This is a genomic window from Streptosporangium sp. H13245 (assembly GCF_055690525.1).
In genome coordinates this window covers 14,103-39,496 of the sequence record NZ_JBSZKT010000017.1, presented here as the reverse complement: position 1 = coordinate 39,496, position 25,394 = coordinate 14,103, and the positions used below count along the sequence as shown (strand labels likewise).

The following is a 25,394-nucleotide window of genomic DNA, read 5'->3' as shown; positions in this document are numbered from 1 at the left end:
GCTCCGGTTCCCCACGCGGGGAACCGGAGCCGCCGCCGTACGCGGGCTCATCGTGCCTCAACCGATCGGTCTCCAGACCGACGTGGACCCCGGTGCCGTCGCCCGGCTCCCCACACGCCGTGCGGCAGGTCCCCGGTGGGGATGGTGGCGACCTGCTCCGGCTGGGGCTCCGTTCCGGCGGTGGACCTTGACGACGTTTGGTGATGAGGATCGGGAGTGTGGGCCGCCCGCGCCCGGTCAGGGCTGGGAGGACCTGCCCCGGCGGTGGTGGTCGGCCCTGAAGCCGTCGATGGCGTCCCTGGTGGCCCTCAGCGCCGCGTCGGAGGTCTCGAAGGTGCGCTGGGCGATGCCGACGAAGATGCAGTCGACGATCAGGAGCTGGCTGATCCGGCTGGCCAGCGCCCCCGGGCGGAAGGCGGTCTCCCTGCCCGCCGAGACCAGGACGTGGTCGGCGAGCCCGGCCAGGGAGGAGCGCGGGTTGTTGGTGATGGCCACCGTGGTCGCGCCCGCCCGCCGCGCGACGCGTACGGGCGCGAGCACGTCGGGGGTCTCGCCGGTGCAGCTCACCGCCACCGCGACGTCGTCGCCCCGTACCAGCGCCGCGCTGGTCAGCGCCAGGTGCGCGTCGGTGTAGGCGTGGCCGGGCAGGCCGATCCGCATCAGCTTCTGCGCCATGTCGGCCGCCACGAGCCCGGAGGCGCCGACCCCGTAGACGTCGACCTTGCGCGCCCCGGCCACCGCCTCCACCACCATGCCCAGCCGGTCGGGGTTGAGCTGCGCCGCGGTGTCGGCCAGCGCCTCGGACTCGGCCCTGGCCACCTTCGCGATCACGTCGGTCAGCGGGTCGTCGGGGCCGAGGTCGCCGGGAACCAGCCGCTCGGGCTCGTCCCTGGCCACCGCCGCGGCCAGGGCGAAGCGCAGCTGGGAGTATCCGGCGAAGCCCAGGGCCCTGGCGGTGCGGACGATCGTGGCCTCGCTGGTACCGGAGGCGGCGCTGAACTCGGTGATGGTGCTGCGGGCCACCACGCCGGGGTCGTCGAGGATGAGACGGGCGATGGACTGGGCCGCGGGGGTGAGGGAGGGCAGAACGGCCCTCACCGTGGCCACCAGGTTCACGGGGGTGGGGCCGTCGAGGACGTTCATTGAGCGCCTTTCATTTCATGAATCAGCCTATTGGTCACCGGTCAGCCAGCGGGCCACGGCGCGGGCCGAGGCCCGGGAGATGCCGTTCGTGGTCACGTACACCGCTCCGGAGGGTTCGCCGGGCATCCCGGTCTCGACCACCACGGTGTCGGGGCGCAGCGCGACGGCCCGCGCCAGCAGCTCGCCGACCCAGGGGTGGCGCCCGGCGTCGTGCACCACCATCACCAGCGGGCGGTTCCCGTCGCTCAGGTCGGGCAGCTCGGGCGCCTCCACGGTGACGACGTGGCCGACGGTGCCCGGCAGCATCTCGGTGAAGGCGCCGATGAGCCCGGTGAGCATGCCGGGCTCGACCGCCTCGCTCAGCCGGGGGGCGATGTCCACGACCAGCGGCGGCCCGGAGAGCACGGTCGGGGCACCCGTGGCGGTCACCCGGATGGCGGCCCGCGCGGCGCGCAGGCCCAGCTCCTCGCCCTCGTCCCCCGGGCCCCGGGCGGCCTTCGCCGCGGCCCGCGCCCCCGCGGTGGCGGCGTACCAGCCGGACAGGGCGAGGACGCGGGAGGCGGCCTCGGCCAGCCGCTCCTCGCCGAGCCTGCCCTCCCGTACGGCGGCCACGATGGCGTCGCGCAGCTCGTGGACGTTCTCGCCGCCGGGGGAGGAGATGCCCGCGCAGATCGCGTCCGCCCCGGCGGCCAGGGCGCGGACCGCGATCTCTCCCGGCGGGTGGAGGGCCGCGACGGCGCGCATCTCGATGGCGTCGGTGACGATCATGCCGGTGAACCCCATCTCCTCGCGGAGCAGCCCGGTCGTGATCCTCCGGCTCAGCGTCGCGGGGTTCTCCGGGTCGAGGGCCGGGACCAGCAGGTGCCCGCACATGACGGCCCGGACCCCGGCGGCCACCGCCGTACGGAAGGGCGGCAGGTCGCGTTCGGCGAGGAGTCCGGGGGAGGCGTGCACGGTCGGCAGGGCGTGGTGGGAGTCGGTGTGGGTGTCGCCGTGGCCGGGGAAGTGCTTGGCGCAGGCGGCCACCCCGGTCCCCTGGAGCCCGGAGACCCAGGCCTCGGTGTGCCGGGAGACCAGCTCGGGGTCGGCACCGAAGGAGCGGACCCCGATCACCGGGTTGGCCGGGTTGGCGTTGACGTCGGCCACCGGGGCGTAGTCGATGGTGATGTCGGCCGAGGCGAGGAGGCCGCCGATCTCCCGGGCGACCAGCCGGGTCCTCTCGACGTCGTCCCCCACGCCCAGCGCCCGGTTGCCCGGCCACGAGCTGCCCCGCGCGGCCTGCAGGCGGGTGACGGATCCGCCCTCCTCGTCCACCGCGACCACCGCGGCCGGGTTCTCCGCGCGCAGCCGGGCGACCAGATCGGCCGTGTGGCCGAGGCCGGTGAGGTTGCGGGCGAACAGCACCGTCCCGCCGAGGCCCTCGTCGCCGAGCGCGCGAAGCAGCCATCCGGGCGGCTCGGTGCCGTCGAAACCCGGCTGGAGGACGGTCATGGCCAGCCGGGCCAGGTCGGGGCTGCTGTGGGGCATGCGGTCACCTTGATCGAGGTAGGCGTCTTCTGACGGGCGGGCCGGGAAAGGGGGAAAGGTGTCTCAAGGCAGGTTACACATCAATGACAATTTTCTTCATTATCATTGCCTTCAAAGTAGCTTTCTGTCATTCTCGCGATCGAGAAACCCGTGACCCGGTGATCTCGTGACCGGCTTCGCGATCATCTCCGTGCCCGCCTCGCGTCATGTTCCTCATGTTCCTTCGCGCCCGCTCCGCGCCCGCCCTCGCGGTGGCCCGGCGGCGCCCGGCCCGCCACCCGGGGCCGAACACCCCTGGAGTCCGCATGAGTTCATCCAGCCGGAGAGCCGTCCTGCGCGGCCTCGCCCTCGCCGCCGCGGCGACCGCCGTGCCCCTGTCCGCCCGCGCCCCGGCCGCCGCCGCCACCGGGATCTCGTACGAGACCGGGGCCGAGGGGGTGCCGCCGCTGCGCCAGATGCGCGGCATGTGGATCGCCTCGGTCGTCAACATCAACTGGCCGTCGAGGACCGGGCTGAGCGCCGAGCAGCAGAGGGCCGAGTACGTCGCCTGGCTCGACCTGGCGCGGGCCAGGGGGCTCAACGCGGTGTTCGTGCAGATCAGGCCTACTGCCGACGCCTTCTGGCCCTCCCCGTACGAGCCCTGGTCGCAGTACCTGACCGGCGTCCAGGGGGGTGACCCCGGCTACGACCCGCTGGCCTTCCTCGTGACCGAGACGCACCGGCGGGGCCTGGCCTTCCACGCGTGGTTCAACCCCTACCGGGTGTCGATGCAGGCGGACCCGGCCCTGCTGCACCCCGACCACCCCGGCCGCAGGAACCCCGGCTGGATCGTCTCCTACGGCGGCAAGCTCTACTACAACCCCGGCCTGCCCGAGGTCCGCGCGTTCGTGCAGGACGCGATGATGGACGCGGTCACCAGGTACGACATCGACGGCCTGCACTTCGACGACTACTTCTACCCGGTCAACACCACCGCCTTCGACGACAGCGAGGCCTACGCCCGCCACGGCGGCGGCTTCCCCGACCTCGCGGCCTGGCGGCGCGAGAACGTCGACCTGCTCGTCCGGGAGATGCAACAGCGGGTGCGGCGGGCCAAGCCCGAGATCGCCTGGGGCATCAGCCCCTCGGGCATCTGGCGCAACCGGGCCACCGACCCCCTCGGCTCGGAGACCAGCGGCAGCCAGTCCTACGACAGCCTGCACGCCGACACGCGCGGCTGGGTCAAGAAGGGCTGGCTCGACTACATCGCGCCGCAGCTCTACTGGTACATCGGCCAGTCCAACGCCGACTACGCCAAGCTGGTCCCCTGGTGGTCCGACGTGGCGGCGGGCACGGGCACGCAGCTGTGGATCGGCCAGGCGGCCTACAAGGCAGGGGCGGCGGGCCAGCCCGCCGAGTGGTCCCGGCCCGACGAGCTCAGCAGGCACCTGACCCTCAACAAGGACCACCCCGAGGTCGGCGGCGACATCTGGTACAACTCCGGCGACGTCCGCGCCGACCGGATCGGCTCGATCAGCGCCGTCGTGACCGGCCACTACACCCGTCCCGCGCTGCCCCCGCTGCTGCCCAGGCTCGCCTCGGGCCGGGCCCCGGCCCGCCCGCTCGTCCCCCTCGCGCGCCGGGTGGACGGCGGCGTCGAGCTGCGCGTCCTGGCCACCGGCCGGGACGTCCCGTTCCAGTACGCGATCTTCCGGCTCGACCGGCCGGCCGGGCCCGGGGACCTCGCCGACGCCCGGCACCTGGTCGCGACCCTCCCCGCGCGCCGTGACCTGCGCTGGGTGGACCCTGCGGGCGTCGCGGGCGCCTACTACCACGCGGTGGCCGTCGACCGGGCCGGTCGCCTGAGCCCGCCCAGCACCGGCCGCCGCGCGGTGAAGGCCGGGCGGGACCCGGGGAACGCGGGGTAGGCATGCGCGTGCTGGGGTTGATGTCGGGAACATCCCACGACGGGATCGACAGCGCGACCGTGGACTGGTCCCCGGACGGCGACGTGCTCACCGGCGCCGTCCAGCACACCGGCACGCGGCCGTACGAGGGACGGCTCCGCGAGCGCATCGCCGGCGCGCTGCCGCCGAATCCGGCCGACATGGCCGAGGCGTGCCGGCTCGACACCCTGATCGGCCAGGCGTTCGCCGACGCCGCCGAGGCGTGCGGGCCGGTGGACCTCATCTGCTCGCACGGGCAGACGGTGTTCCACTGGGTGGAGGAGGGCCGGGTGCGCGGCACGCTGCAGCTGGGCCAGCCCGCCTGGATCGCCGAGCGGACCGGGGTGCCGGTGGTCTCCGACCTGCGGGCCAGGGACGTGGCCGCCGGTGGTCAGGGCGCGCCGCTGGTGTCCTATCTCGACCTGCTGCTCCTGGCCGGGCTGCCGGGGCCGAGCGGCGCGCTCAACCTGGGCGGGATCGCGAACCTGACCGTGCGGGACGCCGGGACGGCCTACGACACCGGCCCGGCGTCGGCGCTGATGGACGCGGCGGTGTCGGCCGCCACGGGAGCGCCCTACGACGAGGACGGCCGCCTCGCCGCCTCGGGGCGGGTGCACCGGGAGCTGCTGGCGGACCTGCTGGCCGAGCCGTACTACCGGGTGCCGCCGCCGAAGAGCACCGGCAAGGAGCTGTTCCACCCCGGTTACCTGGCCGCGAGGGCGTCGCCGTACGGGCTGGCCCTGCCCGATTTGCTGGCGACGCTGGCCGCGCTCACCGCCGAGACCGTCGCGGCGGAGATCCGGCGCCACCGCCTCGAAACGGTGGTCGTCTCCGGCGGCGGGGTGCGCAACCCGGTCCTGATGGCCATGCTGGCCGCGCGGGCCGGGGACGCGCGTGTCGTGCCGAGCGACGAGCTGGGTGTCCCCGCCGACGCCAAGGAGGCGATCGCCTTCTCGCTCTTCGGCTGGCTGACGGCGCACGGGCTGCCCGCGACGGTCCCCGGCTGCACGGGCGCGTCCGGCCCCCGTGTTCTCGGCGCGATCACCCCCGGCGCCGGGCCGCTGAGGCTGCCGGAGCCTCTCGCCGAAGGCCCCCGCCGCCTGCGTTTCACCACCGCGACAGGGGTAGCGGGGGAGCCCTGAGTCACCGGAGGCCGATCGTGCCCACCCCCGGGCGCGTCGTCGCCGGTATCGTCGGGATCGTGGATAGACCGGTCCACGTTTTGGTTATCCCATATACCCTACAGGAATAGTGGGTTATGCTGGGTCACGTGTCAGGTTCCCCAACGGTCGCCGTCGTGGGCGGCGGCGCGAGCGGCACTCTGGCGGCGGTCCACCTGCTTCGCGAGGCGCGGGCGCGCGACACGCCGCTGGAGGTCGTGCTGATCGACCAGTACGGGAGACACGCGCTGGGACAGGCGTACTCGACCACCGATCCGCACCACCTCCTCAACGCCTGCACCAACAAGATGAGCGGGCTGGACGACGACCCCGGCCACCTGCTGCGCTGGGCCCTCGGCGAGGGGCTGGACGTCTCCGAGTCCGACTACCTGCCGAGACAGACGTACGGCCGCTACCTCCGCGACCTGCTGGCCGGTGCCGAGGAGTGGCCCGTCCGCGTGGTGCGCAGGGTGACCGGCACGGTGAGCGCCCTGACCCGGGACCGGGGGGTGCGGGTCCACCTGTCCGGCGGCGGCCAGATCGACGCCGAGGCCGCCGTCCTGGCCCTGGGCAACCGCGACCAGTCCGCCCGGCCGCCGATCGTGGACGCCGCGAGCCCCGGCTACGTCGCCGACCCGTGGGCGCCGGGCGCGCTGGCCCGGATCCGCGACGGCGCGCCGGTGCTCGTGCTCGGGACCGGGCTGACCATGGTCGACGTGGCGGTCACCGTGACCAGGGCACACCCGGAGACCGTGATCTACGCGGTGTCGCGGCACGCGCTGCTGCCGCGCCCGCACCCCCGGCCCGTGCCGCCCCCGGTCCCGACGCCGATCCCGGACGGGCCGCTGGGCCTCGGTGACCTGCTCCGCGCCGTACGCCGCGCGGTGCGGGACAACGGCGGCGACTGGTACGGCGTGGTCGACGGCCTGCGGCCACAGGTCCAGAGGCTGTGGACCCGGCTCCCCCCGGACGAGCAGAGGCGGTTCCTGGGCCTGGCCGCCCGCTACTGGGAGGTCCACCGGCACCGGATCCCGCCCGTCACGGCCGCCAGGATCGCCGACCTGCGGGCCACCGGCCGCCTTCACGTGCTTCGCGGCGGGCTGGCCGGGGCCGCGCCGGGCCCCGGCGGGCTGCGCGTCCAGGTGAGCGCCGACGGCGCCGTCAGGGAGCTCGACGTCGGCTGGCTGGTCAACGCCACCGGGCCCGGGGCCGACATCACCCGTGATCCTCTGCTCGCCGGTCTCGTCGCCGACGGCGTGGTCCGGCCCGACCGGCTGCGGCTCGGGCTGGACGCCGCCCCCGGCGGCGCGGTCCTGGACGCGACGGGCGACCCGGACGACAGGATCTTCACGCTCGGCCCCCTGCTGCGCGGAAGCCTGTACGAGACGACGGCGATCCCGGAGATCCGCGCCCAGGCGGCGGCCCTCGCGCCACGCCTCGTGGAGACGCTCGTCTCCGCCACCTGGCGCGCCGCGTCGACCGGCTAGCGGGATCTCGACGGCCGGAAGCCCCGGGGCTCGCCATTTCGCCGAATCGCTGGCGACGGCCGGGAACCCCGGGACCGCTGGCCGTCGAGACTCGAAGCGGTTCGGCGGTTCAGCGGTTCGGTGTTTTGTGGTCAGGGGCCGGGCCGGTCCGGGATCCCCCGGCCCGGCCGGGGTCAGGGGCGCTTCAGCGGACCGGCCGGGTCGGATGCGGGGGCGTCGGCCGGGTGCCGGCCAGCTCCGCGGTGATCGCCCACCGCTCGTGGTCCCGCCAGGCGCCGTCGATGAACAGGAGGCCGGGCGAGTAGCCCTCCTTCCGGAAACCGAGCCGCCGGACGAGCTTGAGGGACGCCTCGTTGCCGGGCTGGATCTGGGCTTCCAGCCGGTGCAGCCGCAGGTCCTCGAAGGCGTACCTCAGGACCAGCCCGAGGCCCTCGGACATGTAGCCCCGGCCGGAGGTGGAGGCGAAGGCCGCGTAGGCGACGGCGGCGGCCTGCAGGCGTCCCCGGATGATGCTGTTGATGTTGACCATGCCCACGATGGATCCGGTGTCGCGCGCGCAGAGCAGCAGGCACTCCTCGTCGGGCCGGTCGTACCGGGTGACGAGGGCGTGGAACTCCTCGGTCGTGGTGGGCAGGGCCATCCACGGATGGTGCAGGCCGACACTGGCGCGGGACAGTTCGAGGAACTCGTCCCGGTCGTGGCCGGTGATCGGGCGCACGGTCACGCGGGAGGGCTCGCCGGGGGATGTCCCGGTCGCCGTCGCCCGTTCGCTCTTCTCGGTCTCGTCGTCCCATGTCACAGGTGGAACGGTATCGCGGCCCGTTCCCGGGCCTGAGCCGGGACGGCGCCTCCGCGTGTGTGGACCGGGCTCAGGCGGCGGGTTCCGGCGCGGCGGGTTTCGGTGACCTGATCACCAGCAGGATCACCGCGAGCGCGGCACCCCCCAGGCCCAGGCTGACCAGGAACCCGTCGCGCATGCCCTCCGCGATGGCCTCGGACGTCGGCGCGCCGTCGCCGATCGCCGACGCGTACACGGTGGACAGGATCGCCACCCCGAGCGAGGCGCCGGTCATGAGCGCCGTCTGCAGCACGCCGGAGGCCGCGCCGGCCTCGGCGGGATCCACGGTGGACATGATCATGATGTTGGACGGGACGATCACGAAGCCCATACCGGCGCCGACCAGCAGCATCGGCCCGAACACGCCGGTGAGGTAGTCGGTTCCCGCCGAGATCTGGGTCAGCCAGCCGATGCCCGCCAGCAGCGGCACCATGCCGATGACGCTGGTGCTCTTCAGGCCGAACCTGCCGATCGCCCTCGCCGCATTCTGCGCGGTGAGCAGCATTCCGGCCGCCATCGGCAGGAAGGCGAGACCCGCCCGCAGCGGGCTGAAGGCCAGCACCTCCTGGAGGAACTGAACGATGAGGAACTGCATGCTCAGCGTCACCATGGGGACCAGCAGCATGACGGCGAAGGCCCCGCTCCTGCCCCGGTCGGCGAACAGGCGCAGCGGCATGATCGGCTGCCGGGCCCGGCTCTCCACCAGTACGAAGGCGATGAGCAGCACGACCCCGGTGGCCAGGACCGCGAGCGAGGCCGGGTCGCTCCAGCCGTGCTCGGCGGTGCGTACCAGCGCGAAGACGACGGCGACCAGACCGGCCACAGAACACACCGCGCCCGCCAGGTCGAACCTGCCGGGCTGCCGCTCGGACTCGGCGACGTACTTCGGCGCGAGGATCACGACGGCCAGGCCGATGGGGACGTTGACGAACAGCACCCAGTGCCAGGACAGCGCGGTGGTGATGACGCCGCCGAGGATCAGGCCGAGGGTCATCGCCGACGCGGTCACCGAGGAGTAGACGCCGAGCGCCCTGGCCTGCAGCGCGCCCTGGAAGTTGGTGATCAGCAGCGCGAGCGTGCTCGGCCCGGCCAGCGCGGCGCCCGCGCCCTGCAGGACACGGGCCGCGACGAGCCACTCGGCGCTCGTCGCCAGCCCGCCGAGCAGGGAGGCGAGGGTGAACAGGCAGGTGCCGACGAGGAACACCCGGCGCTTGCCGAGGATGTCACCCGCCCGCCCGCCGAGCGGCAACAGCCCGCCGAAGGCGAGCAGGAAGCCGGTGGTGACCCAGGACAGCCCCGAGGGGGAGAACCCGAGCCCCTCCCTGATCTCCGGGAGCGCGACGTTCATGACCGTGCCGTCGAGCATCAGGGTCAGCTCGCAGGACACGATGACCGCCAGGGCCAGGGCGGACGCGCGGTCCATCGTGGCGGCGGGTGTCCCCTTGGCGTCGGCGACGCTCCGGGGTGAACTCGGCATGGTTCCTCCAGGGAACTGGTGACGGGTGCCGGGTGTCGGGGGGATTTAGTGAACCAGCTGGTTCACTATAGTTCGCCTATAGTTCGACGGACAACGGATTTGGACAACGTCCCGGGGAAGGTGGCCGATGGCGGTGCCGACGGGGGCGTCGGTGCGCCCCGCGTCCCGCAAGCGCGGAGAGGCCCTGCGCCGCGCCATCTTCGACGCGGTGATCGAGCAGCTGGGGACCGTCGGTTACGCGAGGCTCAGCACCAACAAGGTCGCGGCGGCGGCCGGCACCGGCAAGGCCGCCCTGTACCGCCGCTGGAGCAACAAGGAGGAGCTGGTCAAGGACGCGCTGCGCGACCTGCTCCCCGAGCCGCCCGAGATCGGCGCCGACACCTCCCTGCGGGACGGCCTGCTGGTCCTGCTCACCTACCTCAACGAGACGCTGTTCGACTCCAAGGGAGCCGCCTTCGAGGCGGTGGCGGCGGCGGGGGGCGAGGAGTCCGCGACGCTGCGCGCCCTGTTCCAGGAGACGGTCACCGTTCCCTGCCAGCAACGCATCCTGGAGCTGGTCCGGCGGCACGCCACGGTGGCCGGGGCGGACGAGGAGATGATCGTGACGGCCGGGCCCGCCATGCTCATGTACCACTGCATCAGCGGTCAGCCCAAGAGCAGCGACGAGCAGATAGCGGATGTGGTGGACAGGCTGCTGCTGCCCCTCGTCCGGGAGCGTTCCCCACGCGAGCGGGTCTAGCCCGGACCGCCGGGCGATCCGGTGTCCAGCGGATCCAGGTCCTCACGCTCCTCCAACGCGCGAACGGGTCCAGCCCGGACCACGCGATGGTCCGGGCTCTCGCCGGTGGCGCCCCCGCTTGACCTCCACCGTGATTGAGGTCCCATCCTGGGAGGGACGTCCACGGAAAGAGGATTCCCATGAGCGAGGATCTGGTCGACTTCTGGTTCGATCCCGGGTGCCCCTGGGCCTGGATCACCTCCCGCTGGATCCTGGAGGTGCGCGAGGTGCGCCCCATCACGATCAACTGGCGGGAGATGAGCCTGGCGGTGCTCAACGAGAAGCAGGACATGTCCGAGGAGTACCGCGAGATCGTCGAGCTCGGCCGGGGCACCATACGGGTGTTCGCGGCGGCACGCGCGGCGGCGGGGGACGCGGCGGTCGGCGACCTCTACACCGCGCTCGGCACCCGCTACCACGGGGAGGACGGCCTGTTCCGGCGCCCCCGCGACACGACGGCGGACGGCGGCCTCGCGAGCCGCCTGGCCGCGATGCGGGCCCTGGAACCGGTGATCGCCGCCGCCCTGGCCGACGCCGGGCTGCCCGCCGAGCTGCTCGCCGCCAGGACCGACGGCACCTGGGACGAGGCGATCCACGCCTCGCACGCCCTGGTGCCCGCCGGGGAGCAGAGGCAGTCGCTGATCGGCGTACCGACCATCTCGGTGAACGGGCACGCCGGGCAGTTCGGCCCCGTCATCAGCGAGATCCCGACCGGCGAGCGGGCCGGGCGGATCTGGGACGCGTTCAAGGTGCTCGCCACCGAGGAGGCGTTCTTCGAGCTCAAGCGGGTCAGCGACCGGGCGGCTCCCCGCACCTACCCGGGGGCACCGTAGCGCGAGTCGGCGCCTTTCCCTCCCCGGCCGAGCGGTTCCCCGCACTTACCGGGGTCTTACCGGCCGGGCGGTTCCCCATACCCGTCCGGGGCCCGTAGCCCTTTCCCCGGCCTGGCGTTCTTTGCACCTGCCCGGGGCCCACAGTCCTTTCCCCGGCCGGGAGCTTCCCCGTACTCACCCGAGTCTTACCGGCTGGACGGTTCCCCGCACCTGTCCGGGACCCGTAGCCCTTTCCCCGGCCGGGCGTTCTCCACATCTACCCGAGGTCCGTCCGTAGCCCTTTCACCCGCCGGGTGGTTCCCCGTACCCGCCCGGGTCTTATCGGCCGGGCGGTTTCCCATACCCGTCCGGGGCCCGTAGCCCTTTCACCGGCCTGGCGTTCTTTGCACCTACCCGGGGCCCACAGCCCTTTCACCCGCCGGGCGGTTCCCTGCACCTACCAGGGTCTTACCGGCCGGGCGGTTCCCCGCATCCGTCTGGGGCCCATAGCGCGGGAAGGGGGCCCCGTTCCAGTGTCCTCGCCGCTCTTGGGGGAGAAATAACCGACTTTTTCGCGAACGATACGCTTGATCATGTTCGTCCCCCCTTCCTGAGGGCAGGCCCCGGAATGTGATGGAGCGTGAGGTTCGCCGGTACCGCCGTCGCGGCGCCGACCTGCGGAAGCGTGATCGCCGTTCCGGGACTCGTGAACGGGGTGGCTCGACCCGTACCGCGAACGAACCTCTCTCTCCGCGTCACGATGGCGTCGAGTAGCGGTTTTTGTCGATGAGTTCGGGGGAGTCCCCCGCTGACGGCCGCGACCGCGCGACCGAAGGCGGGATCTCCCCCACTCGTAGCGTCGCGGCATGGCGACAGAGATGGGGCCGGGGATGAGAATCGTTGGGATCGCGGGAAGCCTTCGCCCGGGGGCGTACGTCTGGAGGCTCCTGGAGGCGGCGGCGCGTGAACTGCCCGAGATGGTGGACTTCGAGATCTGGCGGGGCCTGGAACAGGTACCGCCCTTCGAGGACGGCGAGCTCCCGCGGCCGGTGGCCGATCTGTGGCACCGCCTCTCCGCCGCGGACGGCGCGCTGATCACCGCGCCGGCGCACAGCGCGCTCCCGGCGCAGCTGGGACACACGCTCGACTGGATCTCCTCCGCGCGCGGCGGCGCGGTCCTGGTGGGCAAGCCGGTGGGCGTGGTGACCGCCTGCCCGCGCGCCCACGAGGGGATGTGGACGCAGATCCAGCTGCGCAGGGCCCTCGGCGCGGCGGGCGCGGTGGTGTGCGGCGCCGAGCTGGCCGTCTCCTCGGCCCCCGACCGGTTCGACGCCGAAGGCAGGCTCGCCGACCAGGGATACCGCGCCCGGCTCCGCGACGTGCTGGACGAGATCTGCTCCCCCTCCCTCGCCAGGGCCGGTTCTCTCGGCGGCTCCGCCGTGTGAGATCCGCCCGGCCACTCGCCGGGCCCTCGGGCCCGGTTCTCGGGAACCGTCGTACGGCCCAGATCCTCCGGGCGCTCCCGGCCCGTCACCCGGAACCCCCGCCGGGAGGCGACCGCCGCGTCGTGCGCCACGAAGGGATGGGGAAGGGAGGCAGCCATGGGGAGATCCGGCCAGGAGGTGGCGCTGCGGGCCCTCGGCGCGGCGCTCGACGTGCACGCCCCGATGGCCCGCCACGGCGTCAGGACGTTCCCCGAGGGCACGCCGTTCCTGTGGCTGACCGTTCCCGGCGCGGGAGGCGCCACCGTCTTCCTTGAGGAACGCCACTGGATCTGCCTGAGCGAGCCCGAGCGGGGCGGGGTGACCGTCCAGCTCGTCGCCGGAGGGGTCGACGACGATCCCGCCCTCGTCGTGGCCCGGCTCATGTCCGTCATGACGCCGGTGCCCCGGCCGGTGGGCCGCCTGTCACGCGCCCTGAGGGTGGGACTGCTCGGTCTCGCGGGGGGCGCGGGGGTGGGGGTGCTGGCCGCGCTGCTCATGGCCATCCTCGTGGCGGGCAACGGCTACACCTCGGACACGACGATCCGCGTGGTGTACGTCCTGGCCGCGCTGATCGGTGTCGCGACCGGACTCTGGGTGTCCCTGCGCTGGTGGCGGATGGACAGGGACCCGCGTGATCGCGACTCCCGTGGGCAGGGACCGTGAAGACGACCACGTGGAGGAACGACATGGCCGAGCTGCTGGCGATCTACAACGAGAGCGCGGGGAGCGCCGACGAGGAGGCCAGGACCGCGGCCCTCGAAACGCTGCGCGGCGGCGGTGCCGACGTGGTCGAGGCGCCCGCCGGTGAGAAGGACCTGGACGAGATGCTCGACGCCTGTCCCGGCAGGGACGTGGTCGTGCTGGGCGGTGACGGCACGCTGCACGTGGTCGTCGCCACCCTGCACCGGCGCGGCGAGCTGGACGCCCGTACGGTGGGGCTCGTCCCGCTGGGCACCGGCAACGACTTCGCCCGGGGCCTGGGCATCCCGCTGGACCCGCCGGTGGCGGCCCGCGTCGTGCTCGCCGGACGGCCCCGGCCGCTCGACCTCCTGGTGGACGACGAGGGCGGGGTCGTCGTCAACATGGTCCACCTCGGCATAGGCGCCGAGGCGTCCGAGGACGCCACACCGCTCAAACCGGTGCTCGGGCGGCTCGCGTACGCGGCGGGAGCGCTGCTCGCGGGCGTGCGAAGCCCCGGCTGGCGGCTGCGCGTCACCGTGGACGGCCGCTCCGTCGGCGACGGGCGCCCGGTGCTCATGGTGGGGGTCGGCAACGGCGTCACCATCGGGGGCGGTACCCCGCTGGCCCCCCGGGCCAGGCCCGACGACGGCATGGCCGACGTCGTCGTCTCGCTGACGACCGGCCCGCTGGCCAGGCTCGGCTACGCCCTCCGGCTGCGCCGGGGCACCCATCCCGGCCTGCGCGACGTGATCACCACTCGCGGCCGGGAGGTGACCGTGGAGGGCGCCCCCGTCCCGGTGAACGCCGACGGCGAGCTGACCGGCCGGGTCACCCGGCGCCGCTGGACAGTCCTGCCCGCCGCCTGGCACATGTTCACCTGAGGCCGGGCCGGGTTCCGTCCGAGAGCACGCTCGCCTCGCCCGAGGCCGGGCCCGCTCCGTCTCGGGACCATCTGGTTGAACAAGGCGTTGTGCCGCCGCAGGTGTACGGCTCTCACCGGGGCCGGTCCTCGGGTTCCCGGCGGGCACGTCACGGGACGTGCCCGCCGGTCGCGTGTCGTACGGCGTCGTCGCGTCTCGTACGGCGCCGCTGTCGGCCCGGGACCGGTCAGCCCAGGGACGCCGAGACCAGGTCGCGTGCCTCCTGCTGGACCTGCCGCAGGTGCTCGGGGCCCTTGAAGGACTCGGCGTAGATCTTGTACACGTCCTCGGTGCCCGAGGGGCGGGCGGCGAACCAGGCGCTCTCGGTGGAGACCTTGAGCCCGCCGAGGGCGGCGCCGTTGCCGGGGGCCGAGGTCAGCACCTGGGTGATCTCCTCCCCGGCGAGGCTGCCCGCGGTGACCTGCTCGGCCGAGAGCTTGGCGAGCACCGCCTTCTCCTCCCGGGTCGCGGGGGCGTCGACGCGGGCGTAGGCGGGGTCGCCGAACCTGTCCACGAGGTCGCCGTAGTGCTCGCTCGGCGAGCGGCCGGTGGTCGCGATGATCTCCGAGGCGAGCAGCGCCAGGATCAGGCCGTCCTTGTCGGTGGTCCACACCGAGCCGTCGCGCCGCAGGAACGACGCCCCGGCGCTCTCCTCGCCGCCGAAGCCCAGCGAGCCGTCCAGCAGGCCCGGTACGAACCACTTGAACCCGACGGGGACCTCCATCAGCCGCCTGCCCAGGTCGGCGGCGACCCGGTCGATCATGCCGCTGCTCACCAGCGTCTTGCCGACCCCGGCGCCGGTGGGCCAGCCCGGCCGGTGGGAGTAGAGGTAGGAGATCGCCACGGCGAGGTAGTGGTTGGGGTTCATCAGCCCCCCGTCCGGCGTGACGATGCCGTGCCGGTCGGCGTCGGCGTCGTTGCCCGTGGAGACGTCGAAGGCGTCGCGGTTGGCGATGAGCGAGGCCATCGCGTACGGCGACGAGCAGTCCATCCGGATCTTGCCGTCCCAGTCCAGCGTCATGAACCGCCACGTCGGATCGGTCAGCGGGTTGATCACCGTCAGGTCCAGCCGGTGCCGCTCGGCGATCTCCCCCCAGTACGCGACGCTCGCCCCGCCCAGCGGGTCGGCGCCCACGCGTACCCCCGCCTGCCGGATGGCGTCGAGGTCCAGCACCGAGGGCAGGTCGTCCACGTAGTGGCCGAGGAAGTCGTAGCGGCCGGTCGTGTCGGCGGCGAGCGCCCGGGTGTACGGGACCCGCCTGACCTCCTTGAGGCCGTCGGCGATCAGCGCGTTGGCCCGGTCCTGGATCCAGGAGGTGGCGTCGGTGTCGGCCGGGCCGCCGTGCGGCGGGTTGTACTTGAAGCCGCCGTCGCCTGGCGGGTTGTGCGAGGGGGTCACCACCACGCCGTCGGCCAGCCCCGAGGAGCGTTCCCGGTTGTGGGCCAGGATCGCGTGGGAGACGGCGGGGGTCGGGGTGTAGCCGTCCCGGCTGTCGACCATGACCGTCACCCCGTTGGCCGCGAAGACCTCCAGCGCCGACACCTGGGCCGGTTCCGACAGCGCGTGGCTGTCGGCGCCCAGGAACAACGGGCCGTCGATCCCCTGCGCCGCCCGGTACTCCACGATGGCCTGGCTGGTCGCGAGGATGTGGTCCTCGTTGAACGCGACGTTCAGCGAGGAGCCCCGGTGCCCCGACGTCCCGAACGCCACCCGCTGCCCGACCTCGCCCGGGTCGGGACGCAGCGCGTAGTAGGAGGTCACCAGACGGGCCACGTCGACCAGGTCGGACGGCCTGGCGGGCTGTCCCGCGTGTTCGTGCGTCATCGCAGTCTCCTCACATCACACCTGGGCTAACCGTATCTGCCCTTAAAACGGATATGCCTGCACAACTCATGGGGAGCCGGTGGTGAAATCGGTGGCTCCGCACTCTCCGTAGGCCGTTGACAACGTTGTCATCGCCGTCGTACCTTCACCCTGTTTGCCCGGTCACTTAGGAAAAGCACCCTTTGTGCCATCGATCACCGGAGGATCCCCTTGTACAGCCGCCCCACCCCCCTCCGGTACGCCGGGCGGACCGGCCGGTGACCGCCCTCGCGATCGACATCGGCGGTACCAAGTTCGCCGCGGCGCTGGTCGGGCCGGACGGGACCGTGACGCGCAGGGTGGAGACGCCGGTCGGCCCGGACCCCGAGGCGACCCTGGTCTCGCTCGTCCAGGACATCCGAGATGTCCGAGACGCCGACGGTGCCGAAGAGCTGACCGGGGTCGGCATCGGCTCCGCGGGCCCCCTCGACGCCGTCGCCGGTACGGTCAGCCCGGTCAACATCCCCGCCTGGCGTGAGTTCCCGCTGGTCGGCGCGGTGAGCGGGCTCCTTCCCGGCCTTCCGGTCGCGCTCGCCGGAGACGCGCAGTGCATGGCCCTGGGGGAGTGGTGGCGGGGCGGCCACTCGCGCTCCCGCGCCCTGCTGGGCATCGTGGTCTCCACCGGCGTGGGCGGGGGCCTGGTCCTCGACGGGGTGCCGTACGTGGGACCGACCGGAAACGCCGGGCACATCGGGCACATCTCCGTGGACCGCGACGGGGAGCTCTGTCCCTGCGGGGCGATCGGCTGCCTGGAGACGGTCGCCAGCGGCCCGAGCATGGTCCGCTGGGCGCTGGCGAACGGCTGGGACGCCTCCGGCGCGCGCCCGGACGCCCGCGAGCTCTCGATCGACGCCGCGCGCGGGGTGCCCGTCGCCGAGCTGGCCTTCCAGCGGGCGGCCGACGCGCTGGCCGTGGCGATCCTCACCACGGCGGCGCTCTTCGACATCGACGACGTCGTCATCGGGGGCGGCGTGTCCGGCGCGGGGGAGACCCTGCTCGCCCCGCTGCGCCAGGCGGTCGCCAAGCGGGCGGGCCTCGCCTTCCTGCGCCGCCTGACCGTCGAACGTACCTCCCTGGAACGCGACGCCGGCCTGTACGGCGCCGCTGCCCTGGTCCTCCCCGTCGCGGGGTAGGGGGCCGCGTTTTCTCCTCCGCCCGCAGGCGGAGGTGTCCACGCCTAAGGAGAACTGATGAGCCCACTCGCCGTCCAGCTGTACTCCGTGCGCGAACAGGCGGCCGTCGACCGCCGCGCCGTGCTGCGCCGCATCGCCGACATGGGGTACGGCGCGGTCGAGCCGTACGACGTGCACCTCGATCCGGGCGGTCTGCGCGAGGACCTGGAGGAGGCGGGGCTCTCGGTGTGCAGCGTGCACGCGCCACTCCTCGACGAGCGGCGCGCGGCAGCCCTGGCCGGGGCCGTCACGGTCGGCGCGGAGACCGTCATCGTGCCCGCCGCCCCCGCCGAGTGGTTCGCCGACAGGGAGGGGGTCGAACTGGCGGCCAGGAACATCGGCGAGGCGGCCCGCGAGGCGGCCGACCACGGGCTGCGGCTCGGATACCACAACCACTGGTGGGAGCTGGAGCAGCGGGTGGACGGCCGTCCCGCGCTGGAGGTGCTGGCGGAGCTGCTGGACCCCTCGATCCTGCTGGAGGTCGACCTCTACTGGGCGGCGACCGGCGGGGTCGACCCGTCGGGGCTGCTGACCCGGCTGGGCGAGCGGGTGAGCCACCTGCACGTCAAGGACGGCCCCGCCACCCAGGAGGGCCCGATGACCGCCGTCGGCTCCGGCCGGGTGCCCATCGAGGACGCGCTGAACACCACACCGGACGCGGTACGGATCGTGGAGCTCGACCACTGCGCCACCGACATGCTCCAGGCGCTCGCCGACAGCCACGCCTACCTGACCGGTCTCGCCGCCGCCGGGCGGGTGAGCCCGTGACCGGTCCGCTCGGGGTGGCGATCGTCGGCTGCGGCAACATCAGCCACCAGTACCTGGGCAACCTCACCTCCTTCCCCGGCGTACGGGTGGTGGCCTGCGCCGACCTCGACCTGGACCGCGCCGGTGAGGTCGCCGCGCGGTACGGCGTGCCGGTGGCGACCTCCCCGGCGGAGGCGATCTCACACCCCGACGTGGAACTGGTGGTCAACCTCACGATCCCGGTCGCGCACGCCGAGGTGGCGCTCGCCGCCGTCCTGGCCGGGCGGCACGTCTACAACGAGAAGCCGTTCACCGTGGACAGGGAGTCCGGCGCGCGGCTCGTCGAGGCCGCGACGGCGGCCGGGGTGCTGCTGGGCAGTGCCCCCGACACCTTCCTGGGCGCCGGGCTGCAGACCGCGGCCAGGCTCGTCGCCGAAGGGGCGATCGGCACCCCGCTCACCGGGCTCACCCTGTTCCAGACGCCGGGCCCCGAGGGGTGGCATCCCAGTCCCGAGTTCTTCTTCCAGCCGGGGGGCGGGCCGCTGTTCGACATGGGCCCCTACTACCTGACGACCCTGGTGACCCTCTTCGGCCCGGTGGCGCGGGTGGCCGCGGTCGGCCGCAGGGCCAGGGACGAGCGGGTCGTCGGCTCGGGACCCAGGGCCGGGACGCGTTTTCCCGTGGCGGTGCCCACCCACACGACCGCGCTCCTGGAGTTCGCCGCGGGGCAGGCCGCCACGCTGGTCTTCAGCTTCGACTCGCCGCTGCGCCGCGCCGGGTTCGTCGAGATCACCGGTACCGAGGCGACCATGGAGGTGCCCGACCCCAACACCTTCGGCGGCGAGGTGCGGCTGCGCCGGGCCGACGAGGACGAGTGGGTACCGGTTCCCACCAAGGGCACCGAGGCCGGTCGCGGCCTGGGCGTGCTCGACATGGCCCAGGCCATCCGCGAGGGAAGGCCGCACCGGACCACCGGCGAGCTGGGCCTGCACGTCCTCGACACGATGATCGCCATCGCGGAGTCCGCGGAGCGGGGCGAGTTCGTGGAGATCGGCAGCACCTGCCCGGTGCCCGCTCCGCTGCCCGAGGGATGGGACCCGGCCGCGATCCGTTTCGGCTGACCACGAGAACGCGGGGGCCGGGCCGTCCCGCGGCCCGCCCCTCGCGGGTGTCACCTGTCCGGGTTGTCCATCACGCGGGGACGGGGACGTGAGGGGAACGAGCGCGGAGCCGGGCACTGCCACCCCCGCCAGGACCTCTGTCCCGTGCCCGGAAGGGGCGGGGTTCCTGAACCCGTCGCTTAAGCCGCCCGAAGCCCGTCGCCTAAGCTGTCCAAAGCCCTCGCCGGAGCTGACCGGAGCCCGTCGCCCAAGCCGCCCGGAGCCTTTCGCCGGAGCCGACCGGAGCCCGTCGCCTGGGCGGCTCCGGTGATCGGCCCCACTGGGAGCACCGGGAGCTAGGGGGCCTGGTCGGCGGGGCCGACGATCCTCAGGCCGGGGTCCGAGGACTCCTTGGAGGGCTCCGCCGAGGACTCCTCCAGGCGGGCGCGGAGGCGGGTGCGGATCTCGTCCGGGGTGTACGCCTGACGGCGGCGCTCGGCCCGCGCGATCACGACTCCCGTGGCCGCGACGCCCGCCACACCTGCCAGACCGAGTATCTTCCACCATCGCATGTGCCTACGCTATCGGAATGTCCGGCAAGAGCATCAGCCTCGATGAGGCCGTCAACCTGACCCGCACCGGCGACGTGTGGCTGTTCCGCGGTCGAACGGTGCCCGATCGAGCCATCCAGACCATGACGAACAGCCCCGTCAACCACGTCGGCATGTCGGTCGTCATCGACGACATGCCGCCCCTGATGTGGCACGCCGAGCTGGGCCGCTCCCTGCCCGACCTGTGGTCGGGAACCCACCAGCGCGGCGTCCAGCTGCACGACCTGCGGGAGGCGGTCACGGTCTGGGCCACCAGATACGGCCAGCGCGGCTGGCTGAGGCAGCTGGAGCCGCAGGCCCCCCACGAGATGGAGGACGCCGTCCTGCGTACCGTCGCCCGGCTGGACGGCACGCCCTTCCCGTCGACGGCGAGGCTCGCCGGCCGCTGGATGAAGGGGCGGGTGCCCAAGATCTTCAAGCGCGGCTCGGAGGAGAGCGCCCTGGAGAGCGCCTACTGCGCCGAGGTCGTCGCGGTCACGTACGAGGCCATGGGGCTGCTGCCCGGAGGGCGGCGGCCGAACTGGTACGACCCCGGCCGCTTCTGGAGCGGTGACGACTTGGAGCTGACCGGGGGTTTCCGGCTCGGGGGAGAGATCACCGTGAAGCTGGGGTAGGCCGTACGGGGAACGGAGAGGCGGGCGCAACCCCCGGCGCCCGTCTCTCGAAGACATGGACGGCGGCTCCCCTCACCCGGGGACTCCACGGACTCCACACGGACTCTGTGCCGCCGTCGACCCGGGGGGATACGTCATGCCGGATATGTCGGGCACAGTGGTCATCGTCGGCGCGGGCCTCGCCGGTCTCGCGTGCGCCCTCCGGTTGCGCTCGGCGGGAGTGGACGTCCGCGTCGTCGAGGCGGCCGACGAGGTGGGCGGCCGGGTACGCACGGACGTCGTGGACGGCTTCCGGCTGGACCACGGCTTCCAGGTGTTCAACACCGCCTACCCGGAGGCCACGCGGGTCCTCGATGTCGTCGCCCTGGACCTGCGCCCGATCCCGTCCGGCCTGATCTCCTTCGAGAGGGGGCGCAGGGAACGGCTCATGCTGCCCTGGCGCCATCCGGGCCAGGTGCTCGGCGGGCTCCTGGCCGACGTGGGCTCCCCGGCCGACAAGGCGGCCCTGGCGGCGCTGACCGCGCGGGACGTCCTGCTGCCGGTGAGCCGGTTGCGCGACGGGCGCGAGCGCACCACGCACGAGGAACTGCGGCACTGGGGCATCTCGCCGAGGATGGTCGAGAAGCTGATCCGCCCGTTCCTGTCGGGCGTCCTCCTGGAGCGGGAGCTGGAGACCTCCAGCCGTTTCTTCCACCTCGTCTGGCGTGCCTTCGCCCTGGGAACGGTCGGGGTGCCCGCGCTCGGCATGGGGGAGATCACCCGGCAGCTCGCCGCCCGCCTTCCCCCGGAGGCGATCATGCTGGAGACCCCGGTCATCGCCGTGACCGAGGAGGGGGTGGAGACGGCGGGGGGCGCGACGATCCCGGCTCGCGCGGTGGTGGTGGCCACCGACCCCGCGATGGCCGCCGCCCTCTACCCGGGGCTGGAGATCCCGGCGATGCGCTCGGTGACGACCTTCTACCACGCCGCGTCCCGCTCGCCCATGGACGACCCCACGCAGATCGTCGACGCGGAGGGCCACATCACCGACACCCTGGTCATCAGCGACGCCGCGCCCGAGTACGCCCCGCCCGGCCGGGCGCTGGTCTCCACGTCGGTGCTCGGGGTCCTCTCCGACGCGGACGAGCCCCGGGTCAGGGCGCGGCTGTCGCAGATCTACGGGACCGACACCTCGGGCTGGGAGCACCTGGCGACGTACGCCGTCGGGGAGGCGCTGCCCGCGATGGTCCCGCCGTTCCCGCTGCGGCGCCCGGTGCGCTTCGCGCCGGGCCGGTACGTGTGCGGGGACCACCGCGACACCGGCTCGCAGCAGGGCGCCCTGGTCTCGGGACGCCGGGCGGCCGACGCCGTCCTGGCCGACCCGTGACGGTTCCCGGGCGGTCCAGGCGGTCCTCAGGCCGGTCCGGCGGGCGGCGCTGTCCTGACCGGCCTGTGACGATGCCCCGGGCCGGTCCGGGCGGGTGGCGCTCAGGCCGGTCCGGGGCCCGTGACGGTCCCCGGGCCAGCTCAGGTGACCGGCCCTCAGGCCAGCCGGGCGGGGAAGCCGCCGGTGGCGATGGGACCCCAGCGCTCCGGGGTGACGCGCAGCAGCGACTTGCCCTGCCGGGCCATGGCCGATCGATACTCGTCCCAGTCGGGGTGCTCGCCGGAGATGGACCGGTAGTAGTCGACCAGCGGTTCGAGGGCCTCCGGCAGGTCGAGGACCTCGGCCGTGCCGTCCACCTGCACCCACGGGCCGTCCCAGTCGTCCGACAGGACCACGACGCTCACCTGGGAGTCGCGGCGGGCGTTGGAGGTCTTGGCGCGCTCGGGGTAGGTGGACACCACGATGCGGCCCTCGGCGTCGACGCCGCAGGTCACCGGGGACGCCTGCGGCCTGCCGTCGCGCCGTGCCGTGATGACCAGCGCGCGGTGGCGGTCACGGAGGAAATCCAGCAGCCGGTCGCGGGAGACGACCTCGTTGGTCGCGATCTTCGGGCTCATGATTCCCACTCTACGGGGATACGGCGCGCCCGAATTAACGCCCTGCCGAATGGAAAATGGCCCTCTTTCTCAGGAGATATGTGGTCAAGAGTCGTCTAATGGGGCATTTGACACCAAATATCAGGGAATTGATCTCCAATGCAGGACATGAGTGGCTCGGGAACCCGCCGACGGACCCGGATGGCTCATCCGCTCAATCAAGGAGATAACCGTGAAGCAGAAGTCTCTTCTGGCATCGGCCCTGACCGTGCTCGCCCTGACCGCCGTCCCCGCCGCGCAGGCGGTCGCCGCCCCCGTGCGGATCATCTCTCCCACACCGATCCCGGCCGACAGCGCCTCGCCCACGGACTCCATGGTTCCCGGCGAGAGTGCCGCGCCCTCGGACAGCATGTCGCCCGAGCCCTCGGGCGCGATGACGGAGCCGTTCGGTGCCGGATGCGCCTCCCTGCCCGCGAGCGGTGAGGGCAGCCTCGCCGAGATGGCCTCGCAGCCGGTCGCCACCGCCGCGGCCTCCAACCCCGCCCTGTCCACGCTCGCCCAGGCGATCGAGCAGGCCGGCCTGACCGAGACGCTCAACTCCGCCAAGGACATCACGGTGTTCGCGCCCACCAACGACGCGTTCGCCAAGCTTCCGAAGGACCAGCTCGACAAGCTCCTGGCCGACAAGGCCGAGCTGACCAAGGTCCTGACCTACCACGTCGTCGAGGGCAAGAAGACTCCCGAGGACCTGGCGAGCGGTGAGCTGACCACGATGCAGGGAGGGACGCTGACCGTCAAGGGCTCCGGCGAGGACTTCACCGTCAACGACGCCAAGGTCCTCTGCGGCAACATCCAGACCTCCAACGCCGTCGTCTACCTCGTCGACACGGTGCTCATGCCGAAGTGACCGAGGTGAACGCGGCGGACACGGTGAACGCGGTGAACGCGGCGGCCGTGATGGCCGTGACGGCCGTGGCGGTCACGACGACCGCGACGGCCGCCACGGTCCCGGCGGACGCCGTGACCCGGCAGGTCGTGTCATGACAGGCCGAGCCGTGACAGGTCTTGCCGTAACAGGTCGTGCCGCGACCTGACAGGCCGTGGTCACCCGGCGGGCCGCCGTGGTGACCCGGCCGGAGGAGGGGTGCCCCCGGGGGTGCCCCTCACCGGTGTCCGCGAAGGGCGCTCCCCTGTCCCGGAGGGCGCTCCCCGCTGTTCCCAGAGGGCGCTCCCCGCCCGTGCCCGCAGGGAGCGCCGGTGTCCCGCGCGAGGGCGCCCCCGGCCCGTGTCCGTGAAAGAAGCGCGCCCGTGTCCCCGTACCCGCCCGCCCATACCCGTCCCGTGCTCTCCGGTGATCAAGGGGGCGTCGTGCGACTAGCGCCCCGATCCACGGGTAACTGGCCGTCACACGGCGGGAAGGCGGAGGGCATGAACATCAAGGACAGGTTCGGGCCGAGGGCGCGAAGGCTGCGGGCGGTGGCCCGCAAGGTCTTCGGCTGGCGGGACCTGCGGCCCGGACAGCTCGACGCCATGCGTCACCTGCTGGGCGGGGGCGACGCCCTCGTGGTCATGCCCACCGGCAGCGGCAAGTCGGCCGTCTACCAGGTACCGGCACTGCTGCTCGACGGGCCCACCGTCGTCGTCTCGCCGCTCATCGCCCTCCAGCGCGACCAGGTCGCCGGGCTGGCCGAGACCGACGCGGGCGGGGCGGTCGCGGTCAACTCCGCCCAGTCCGGTGGCGAGGCGTCCCTGGAGGCCGTACGCGCGGGCACGGCCGAGTTCGTGTTCCTCTCACCCGAGCAGCTCGCCAAACCGGAGACGGTCGAGCGGCTGCGCGCCGCGCGTCCCTCGCTGATCGCCGTGGACGAGGCGCACTGCGTGTCGGCGTGGGGCCACGACTTCCGGCCCGACTACCTGAGGCTGAGCCAGGTCATCGAGCGGCTGGGACATCCGCCGGTGGTGGCGCTGACCGCCACGGCCGCCCCCTCGGTGCGCGAGGAGATCATCGCCGCCCTCGGCCTGAGAAACGTCCGCCAGATCGTACGGGGCTTCGACCGGCCCAACATCGACCTGGAAGTACGCCGTTTCGTCACCCAGGAGGACCTGAGGCGGGCGCTGGTGGAGGACGCGGCGTCCCGCTCCGGGCTCGGGCTGGTCTACGTCGCCACCCGCCGCGCCGCCGAGGAGTACGCCACCGCGCTGCGCGAGGCCGGTCGCAGGGCCGAGCCGTACCACGCGGGCATGAAGGCGGCCGAGCGCCACAGGATCCACGAGATGTTCCGCGACGACGAGCTGGACGTCGTGGTCGCGACCTCGGCGTTCGGCATGGGCATCGACAAGCCGGACGTGCGGTTCGTGCTGCACGCGGCCCCGCCGGAGTCGCCGGACTCCTACTACCAGGAGATCGGCCGTGCCGGGCGGGACGGCGAGCCCGCCGCCGCGGTGCTGTTCTACCGTTCCGAGGATCTTGGGCTGCGCAGGTTCTTCGCCGGGGGACGGGCCGACGAGGACCTCCTGCTGCGGGTCGCCACGCTGGTGCACGAGCACGGCGGCACCGTACCCGCGGGGGAGATGCGGACCCTGCTCGACGTCGGCGCCACCCGGCTCACCCGGCTGGTCAACCTGCTGGAGCGGGCGAGCGCGATCGAGGTCACCGGGGACGGCGACCTGCGCCGGGTGCCCGACGGCCCCGCGCCCGAGGCGGCCGTGGCGCGCGCCGTCGAGCTGGACGACACCCGGCGCCGCATCGACGACTCCCGGATCGACATGATGCGCGCGTACGCGGAGACCACGGGCTGCCGCCGCCGCTTCCTGCTCGAGTACTTCGGCGAGCCGCGCGAGCGCGGCTGCGAGACCTGTGACACCTGCCGCGCGGGCCTGCCCGACGAGCCGGAGGCCACGGCCGGGGCCCGGGACGAGGGGCCCTTCGCGATGCACGCCAGGGTGCGGCACAGCGCCTGGGGCCCGGGGATGGTGATGAGCAGGGAGAGCGACCGGATCACCGTGCTGTTCGACGAGGTCGGCTACAAGACGCTCTCCCTGGAGGCCGTGGAGCGCGACGACGACCTCCTGGTCGCGGGCTAGCCGCCGTA

At 73.1% G+C, this 25,394-nt stretch carries 23 protein-coding genes; 16 read left to right on the top strand and 7 right to left on the bottom strand.

What is annotated here, in order from left to right; all coding sequences use genetic code 11:
• Positions 1–237: 237 nt before the first annotated feature.
• The gene (locus ACW9TB_RS23380) at positions 238–1,143 is read right to left on the bottom strand and encodes a MurR/RpiR family transcriptional regulator (protein WP_472750184.1); all 906 of its coding nucleotides are present in this window, start codon (positions 1,141–1,143) and stop codon (positions 238–240) included.
• Positions 1,144–1,170: 27 nt separating this feature from the next.
• Positions 1,171–2,670, bottom strand: coding sequence for a glycoside hydrolase family 3 protein (locus ACW9TB_RS23375; RefSeq protein ID WP_472750183.1), 1,500 nt, complete (start codon positions 2,668–2,670; stop codon positions 1,171–1,173).
• Between the two features lie 305 nt (positions 2,671–2,975).
• Here ACW9TB_RS23375 and ACW9TB_RS23370 point away from each other — a divergent pair, with 305 nt between their 5' ends.
• From ACW9TB_RS23370 to ACW9TB_RS23360, 3 genes are all read left to right on the top strand, one after another.
• Positions 2,976–4,577 (top strand): glycoside hydrolase family 10-like protein, encoded by a 1,602-nt coding sequence (locus ACW9TB_RS23370; protein ID WP_472750182.1) that lies wholly within the window; start codon positions 2,976–2,978, stop codon positions 4,575–4,577.
• Positions 4,578–4,579: 2 nt separating this feature from the next.
• Positions 4,580–5,737 carry an anhydro-N-acetylmuramic acid kinase gene (locus tag ACW9TB_RS23365; protein WP_472750181.1) on the top strand — a complete coding sequence of 386 codons (1,158 nt, stop codon included), beginning with the start codon at positions 4,580–4,582 and terminating at the stop codon, positions 5,735–5,737.
• A 128-nt stretch (positions 5,738–5,865) separates the two neighbouring features.
• Complete coding sequence (locus ACW9TB_RS23360) at positions 5,866–7,242, top strand: FAD/NAD(P)-binding protein (protein ID WP_472750180.1); 1,377 nt, start codon at positions 5,866–5,868, stop codon at positions 7,240–7,242.
• A 184-nt stretch (positions 7,243–7,426) separates the two neighbouring features.
• On the opposite strand, the gene ACW9TB_RS23355 is transcribed toward ACW9TB_RS23360, so the two are convergent.
• A complete protein-coding gene (locus ACW9TB_RS23355) occupies positions 7,427–8,041 on the bottom strand; it encodes a GNAT family N-acetyltransferase (RefSeq protein WP_472750179.1) in 615 nt (204 codons plus the stop codon).
• A gap of 70 nt (positions 8,042–8,111) precedes the next feature.
• Positions 8,112–9,557 (bottom strand): DHA2 family efflux MFS transporter permease subunit, encoded by a 1,446-nt coding sequence (locus ACW9TB_RS23350; protein ID WP_472750178.1) that lies wholly within the window; start codon positions 9,555–9,557, stop codon positions 8,112–8,114.
• Positions 9,558–9,684: 127 nt separating this feature from the next.
• Between ACW9TB_RS23350 and ACW9TB_RS23345 the strand changes: the two genes are divergently transcribed.
• The 5 genes from ACW9TB_RS23345 to ACW9TB_RS23325 all read left to right on the top strand — a co-directional run bounded on the left by ACW9TB_RS23345 (position 9,685) and on the right by ACW9TB_RS23325 (position 14,193).
• Positions 9,685–10,296: a TetR/AcrR family transcriptional regulator gene (locus ACW9TB_RS23345; protein WP_472750177.1), complete on the top strand. Its 612-nt coding sequence runs from the start codon at positions 9,685–9,687 to the stop codon at positions 10,294–10,296.
• A 179-nt stretch (positions 10,297–10,475) separates the two neighbouring features.
• Positions 10,476–11,168 (top strand): mycothiol-dependent nitroreductase Rv2466c family protein, encoded by a 693-nt coding sequence (locus ACW9TB_RS23340; protein WP_472750176.1) that lies wholly within the window; start codon positions 10,476–10,478, stop codon positions 11,166–11,168.
• Positions 11,169–12,037: 869 nt separating this feature from the next.
• Positions 12,038–12,592 (top strand): NADPH-dependent FMN reductase, encoded by a 555-nt coding sequence (locus tag ACW9TB_RS23335; RefSeq protein WP_472750175.1) that lies wholly within the window; start codon positions 12,038–12,040, stop codon positions 12,590–12,592.
• 156 nt (positions 12,593–12,748) lie between these two features.
• On the top strand, positions 12,749–13,294 hold the full coding sequence (locus tag ACW9TB_RS23330) for a hypothetical protein (protein ID WP_472750174.1): 546 nt from the start codon (positions 12,749–12,751) through the stop codon (positions 13,292–13,294).
• Positions 13,291–14,193 (top strand): diacylglycerol/lipid kinase family protein, encoded by a 903-nt coding sequence (locus ACW9TB_RS23325; RefSeq protein WP_472750173.1) that lies wholly within the window; start codon positions 13,291–13,293, stop codon positions 14,191–14,193. The genes ACW9TB_RS23330 and ACW9TB_RS23325 overlap by 4 nt, the downstream gene beginning before the upstream one ends.
• Before the next feature lie 226 nt (positions 14,194–14,419).
• On the opposite strand, the gene pgm is transcribed toward ACW9TB_RS23325, so the two are convergent.
• A complete protein-coding gene (gene pgm, locus ACW9TB_RS23320) occupies positions 14,420–16,057 on the bottom strand; it encodes a phosphoglucomutase (alpha-D-glucose-1,6-bisphosphate-dependent) (RefSeq protein ID WP_472750172.1) in 1,638 nt (545 codons plus the stop codon).
• Positions 16,058–16,314: 257 nt separating this feature from the next.
• Here pgm and ACW9TB_RS23315 point away from each other — a divergent pair, with 257 nt between their 5' ends.
• From ACW9TB_RS23315 to ACW9TB_RS23305, 3 genes are read left to right on the top strand one after another with little or no spacing between them, the layout of a single operon-like run.
• Complete coding sequence (locus ACW9TB_RS23315; RefSeq protein WP_472750171.1) at positions 16,315–17,229, top strand: ROK family protein; 915 nt, start codon at positions 16,315–16,317, stop codon at positions 17,227–17,229.
• A 57-nt stretch (positions 17,230–17,286) separates the two neighbouring features.
• Positions 17,287–18,036 (top strand): sugar phosphate isomerase/epimerase family protein, encoded by a 750-nt coding sequence (locus ACW9TB_RS23310; protein WP_472750170.1) that lies wholly within the window; start codon positions 17,287–17,289, stop codon positions 18,034–18,036.
• Positions 18,033–19,136, top strand: a complete 1,104-nt coding sequence (locus tag ACW9TB_RS23305; RefSeq protein ID WP_472750169.1) for a Gfo/Idh/MocA family protein — start codon at positions 18,033–18,035, stop codon at positions 19,134–19,136. Before ACW9TB_RS23310 ends, ACW9TB_RS23305 begins: the two co-directional genes overlap by 4 nt.
• A 335-nt stretch (positions 19,137–19,471) precedes the next feature.
• On the opposite strand, the gene ACW9TB_RS23300 is transcribed toward ACW9TB_RS23305, so the two are convergent.
• Complete coding sequence (locus tag ACW9TB_RS23300) at positions 19,472–19,687, bottom strand: hypothetical protein (RefSeq protein ID WP_472750168.1); 216 nt, start codon at positions 19,685–19,687, stop codon at positions 19,472–19,474.
• Between the two features lie 17 nt (positions 19,688–19,704).
• Here ACW9TB_RS23300 and ACW9TB_RS23295 point away from each other — a divergent pair, with 17 nt between their 5' ends.
• Both ACW9TB_RS23295 and ACW9TB_RS23290 read left to right on the top strand, forming a co-directional pair.
• Positions 19,705–20,340 (top strand): hypothetical protein, encoded by a 636-nt coding sequence (locus ACW9TB_RS23295; protein ID WP_472750167.1) that lies wholly within the window; start codon positions 19,705–19,707, stop codon positions 20,338–20,340.
• Between the two features lie 136 nt (positions 20,341–20,476).
• Positions 20,477–21,706: an NAD(P)/FAD-dependent oxidoreductase gene (locus ACW9TB_RS23290; RefSeq protein WP_472750166.1), complete on the top strand. Its 1,230-nt coding sequence runs from the start codon at positions 20,477–20,479 to the stop codon at positions 21,704–21,706.
• Positions 21,707–21,861: 155 nt separating this feature from the next.
• Here ACW9TB_RS23290 and ACW9TB_RS23285 read toward each other — a convergent pair whose 3' ends face one another.
• Positions 21,862–22,323 (bottom strand): PPOX class F420-dependent oxidoreductase, encoded by a 462-nt coding sequence (locus tag ACW9TB_RS23285; protein WP_472750165.1) that lies wholly within the window; start codon positions 22,321–22,323, stop codon positions 21,862–21,864.
• 211 nt (positions 22,324–22,534) lie between these two features.
• Between ACW9TB_RS23285 and ACW9TB_RS23280 the strand changes: the two genes are divergently transcribed.
• The 3 genes from ACW9TB_RS23280 to ACW9TB_RS23270 all read left to right on the top strand — a co-directional run bounded on the left by ACW9TB_RS23280 (position 22,535) and on the right by ACW9TB_RS23270 (position 25,386).
• Entirely contained in the window at positions 22,535–23,209 is a 675-nt protein-coding gene (locus tag ACW9TB_RS23280; protein ID WP_472750164.1) for a fasciclin domain-containing protein, read from the top strand.
• Positions 23,206–23,346 carry a hypothetical protein gene (locus ACW9TB_RS23275; RefSeq protein ID WP_472750163.1) on the top strand — a complete coding sequence of 47 codons (141 nt, stop codon included), beginning with the start codon at positions 23,206–23,208 and terminating at the stop codon, positions 23,344–23,346. The genes ACW9TB_RS23280 and ACW9TB_RS23275 overlap by 4 nt, the downstream gene beginning before the upstream one ends.
• Before the next feature lie 384 nt (positions 23,347–23,730).
• Entirely contained in the window at positions 23,731–25,386 is a 1,656-nt protein-coding gene (locus ACW9TB_RS23270) for a RecQ family ATP-dependent DNA helicase (protein WP_472750162.1), read from the top strand.
• The last annotated feature ends 8 nt before the right edge of the window (positions 25,387–25,394 follow it).

Bases quoted from the DNA above. Each gene is read 5' to 3' on its own strand.
- ACW9TB_RS23370 (WP_472750182.1), top strand. From the start codon at position 2,976: ATGAGTTCATCCAGCCGGAGAGCCGTCCTGCGCGGCCTCGCCCTCGCC.
- ACW9TB_RS23380 (WP_472750184.1), bottom strand. From the start codon at position 1,143: ATGAACGTCCTCGACGGCCCCACCCCCGTGAACCTGGTGGCCACGGTG.
- ACW9TB_RS23295 (WP_472750167.1), top strand. From the start codon at position 19,705: ATGTCCGGCAAGAGCATCAGCCTCGATGAGGCCGTCAACCTGACCCGC.
- ACW9TB_RS23310 (WP_472750170.1), top strand. From the start codon at position 17,287: ATGAGCCCACTCGCCGTCCAGCTGTACTCCGTGCGCGAACAGGCGGCC.
- ACW9TB_RS23350 (WP_472750178.1), bottom strand. From the start codon at position 9,557: ATGCCGAGTTCACCCCGGAGCGTCGCCGACGCCAAGGGGACACCCGCC.
- ACW9TB_RS23335 (WP_472750175.1), top strand. From the start codon at position 12,038: ATGAGAATCGTTGGGATCGCGGGAAGCCTTCGCCCGGGGGCGTACGTC.
- ACW9TB_RS23330 (WP_472750174.1), top strand. From the start codon at position 12,749: ATGGGGAGATCCGGCCAGGAGGTGGCGCTGCGGGCCCTCGGCGCGGCG.
- ACW9TB_RS23375 (WP_472750183.1), bottom strand. From the start codon at position 2,670: ATGCCCCACAGCAGCCCCGACCTGGCCCGGCTGGCCATGACCGTCCTC.
- ACW9TB_RS23285 (WP_472750165.1), bottom strand. From the start codon at position 22,323: ATGAGCCCGAAGATCGCGACCAACGAGGTCGTCTCCCGCGACCGGCTG.
- pgm (WP_472750172.1), bottom strand. From the start codon at position 16,057: ATGACGCACGAACACGCGGGACAGCCCGCCAGGCCGTCCGACCTGGTC.
- ACW9TB_RS23345 (WP_472750177.1), top strand. From the start codon at position 9,685: ATGGCGGTGCCGACGGGGGCGTCGGTGCGCCCCGCGTCCCGCAAGCGC.
- ACW9TB_RS23340 (WP_472750176.1), top strand. From the start codon at position 10,476: ATGAGCGAGGATCTGGTCGACTTCTGGTTCGATCCCGGGTGCCCCTGG.
- ACW9TB_RS23365 (WP_472750181.1), top strand. From the start codon at position 4,580: ATGCGCGTGCTGGGGTTGATGTCGGGAACATCCCACGACGGGATCGAC.
- ACW9TB_RS23300 (WP_472750168.1), bottom strand. From the start codon at position 19,687: ATGCGATGGTGGAAGATACTCGGTCTGGCAGGTGTGGCGGGCGTCGCG.
- ACW9TB_RS23290 (WP_472750166.1), top strand. From the start codon at position 20,477: ATGCCGGATATGTCGGGCACAGTGGTCATCGTCGGCGCGGGCCTCGCC.
- ACW9TB_RS23270 (WP_472750162.1), top strand. From the start codon at position 23,731: ATGAACATCAAGGACAGGTTCGGGCCGAGGGCGCGAAGGCTGCGGGCG.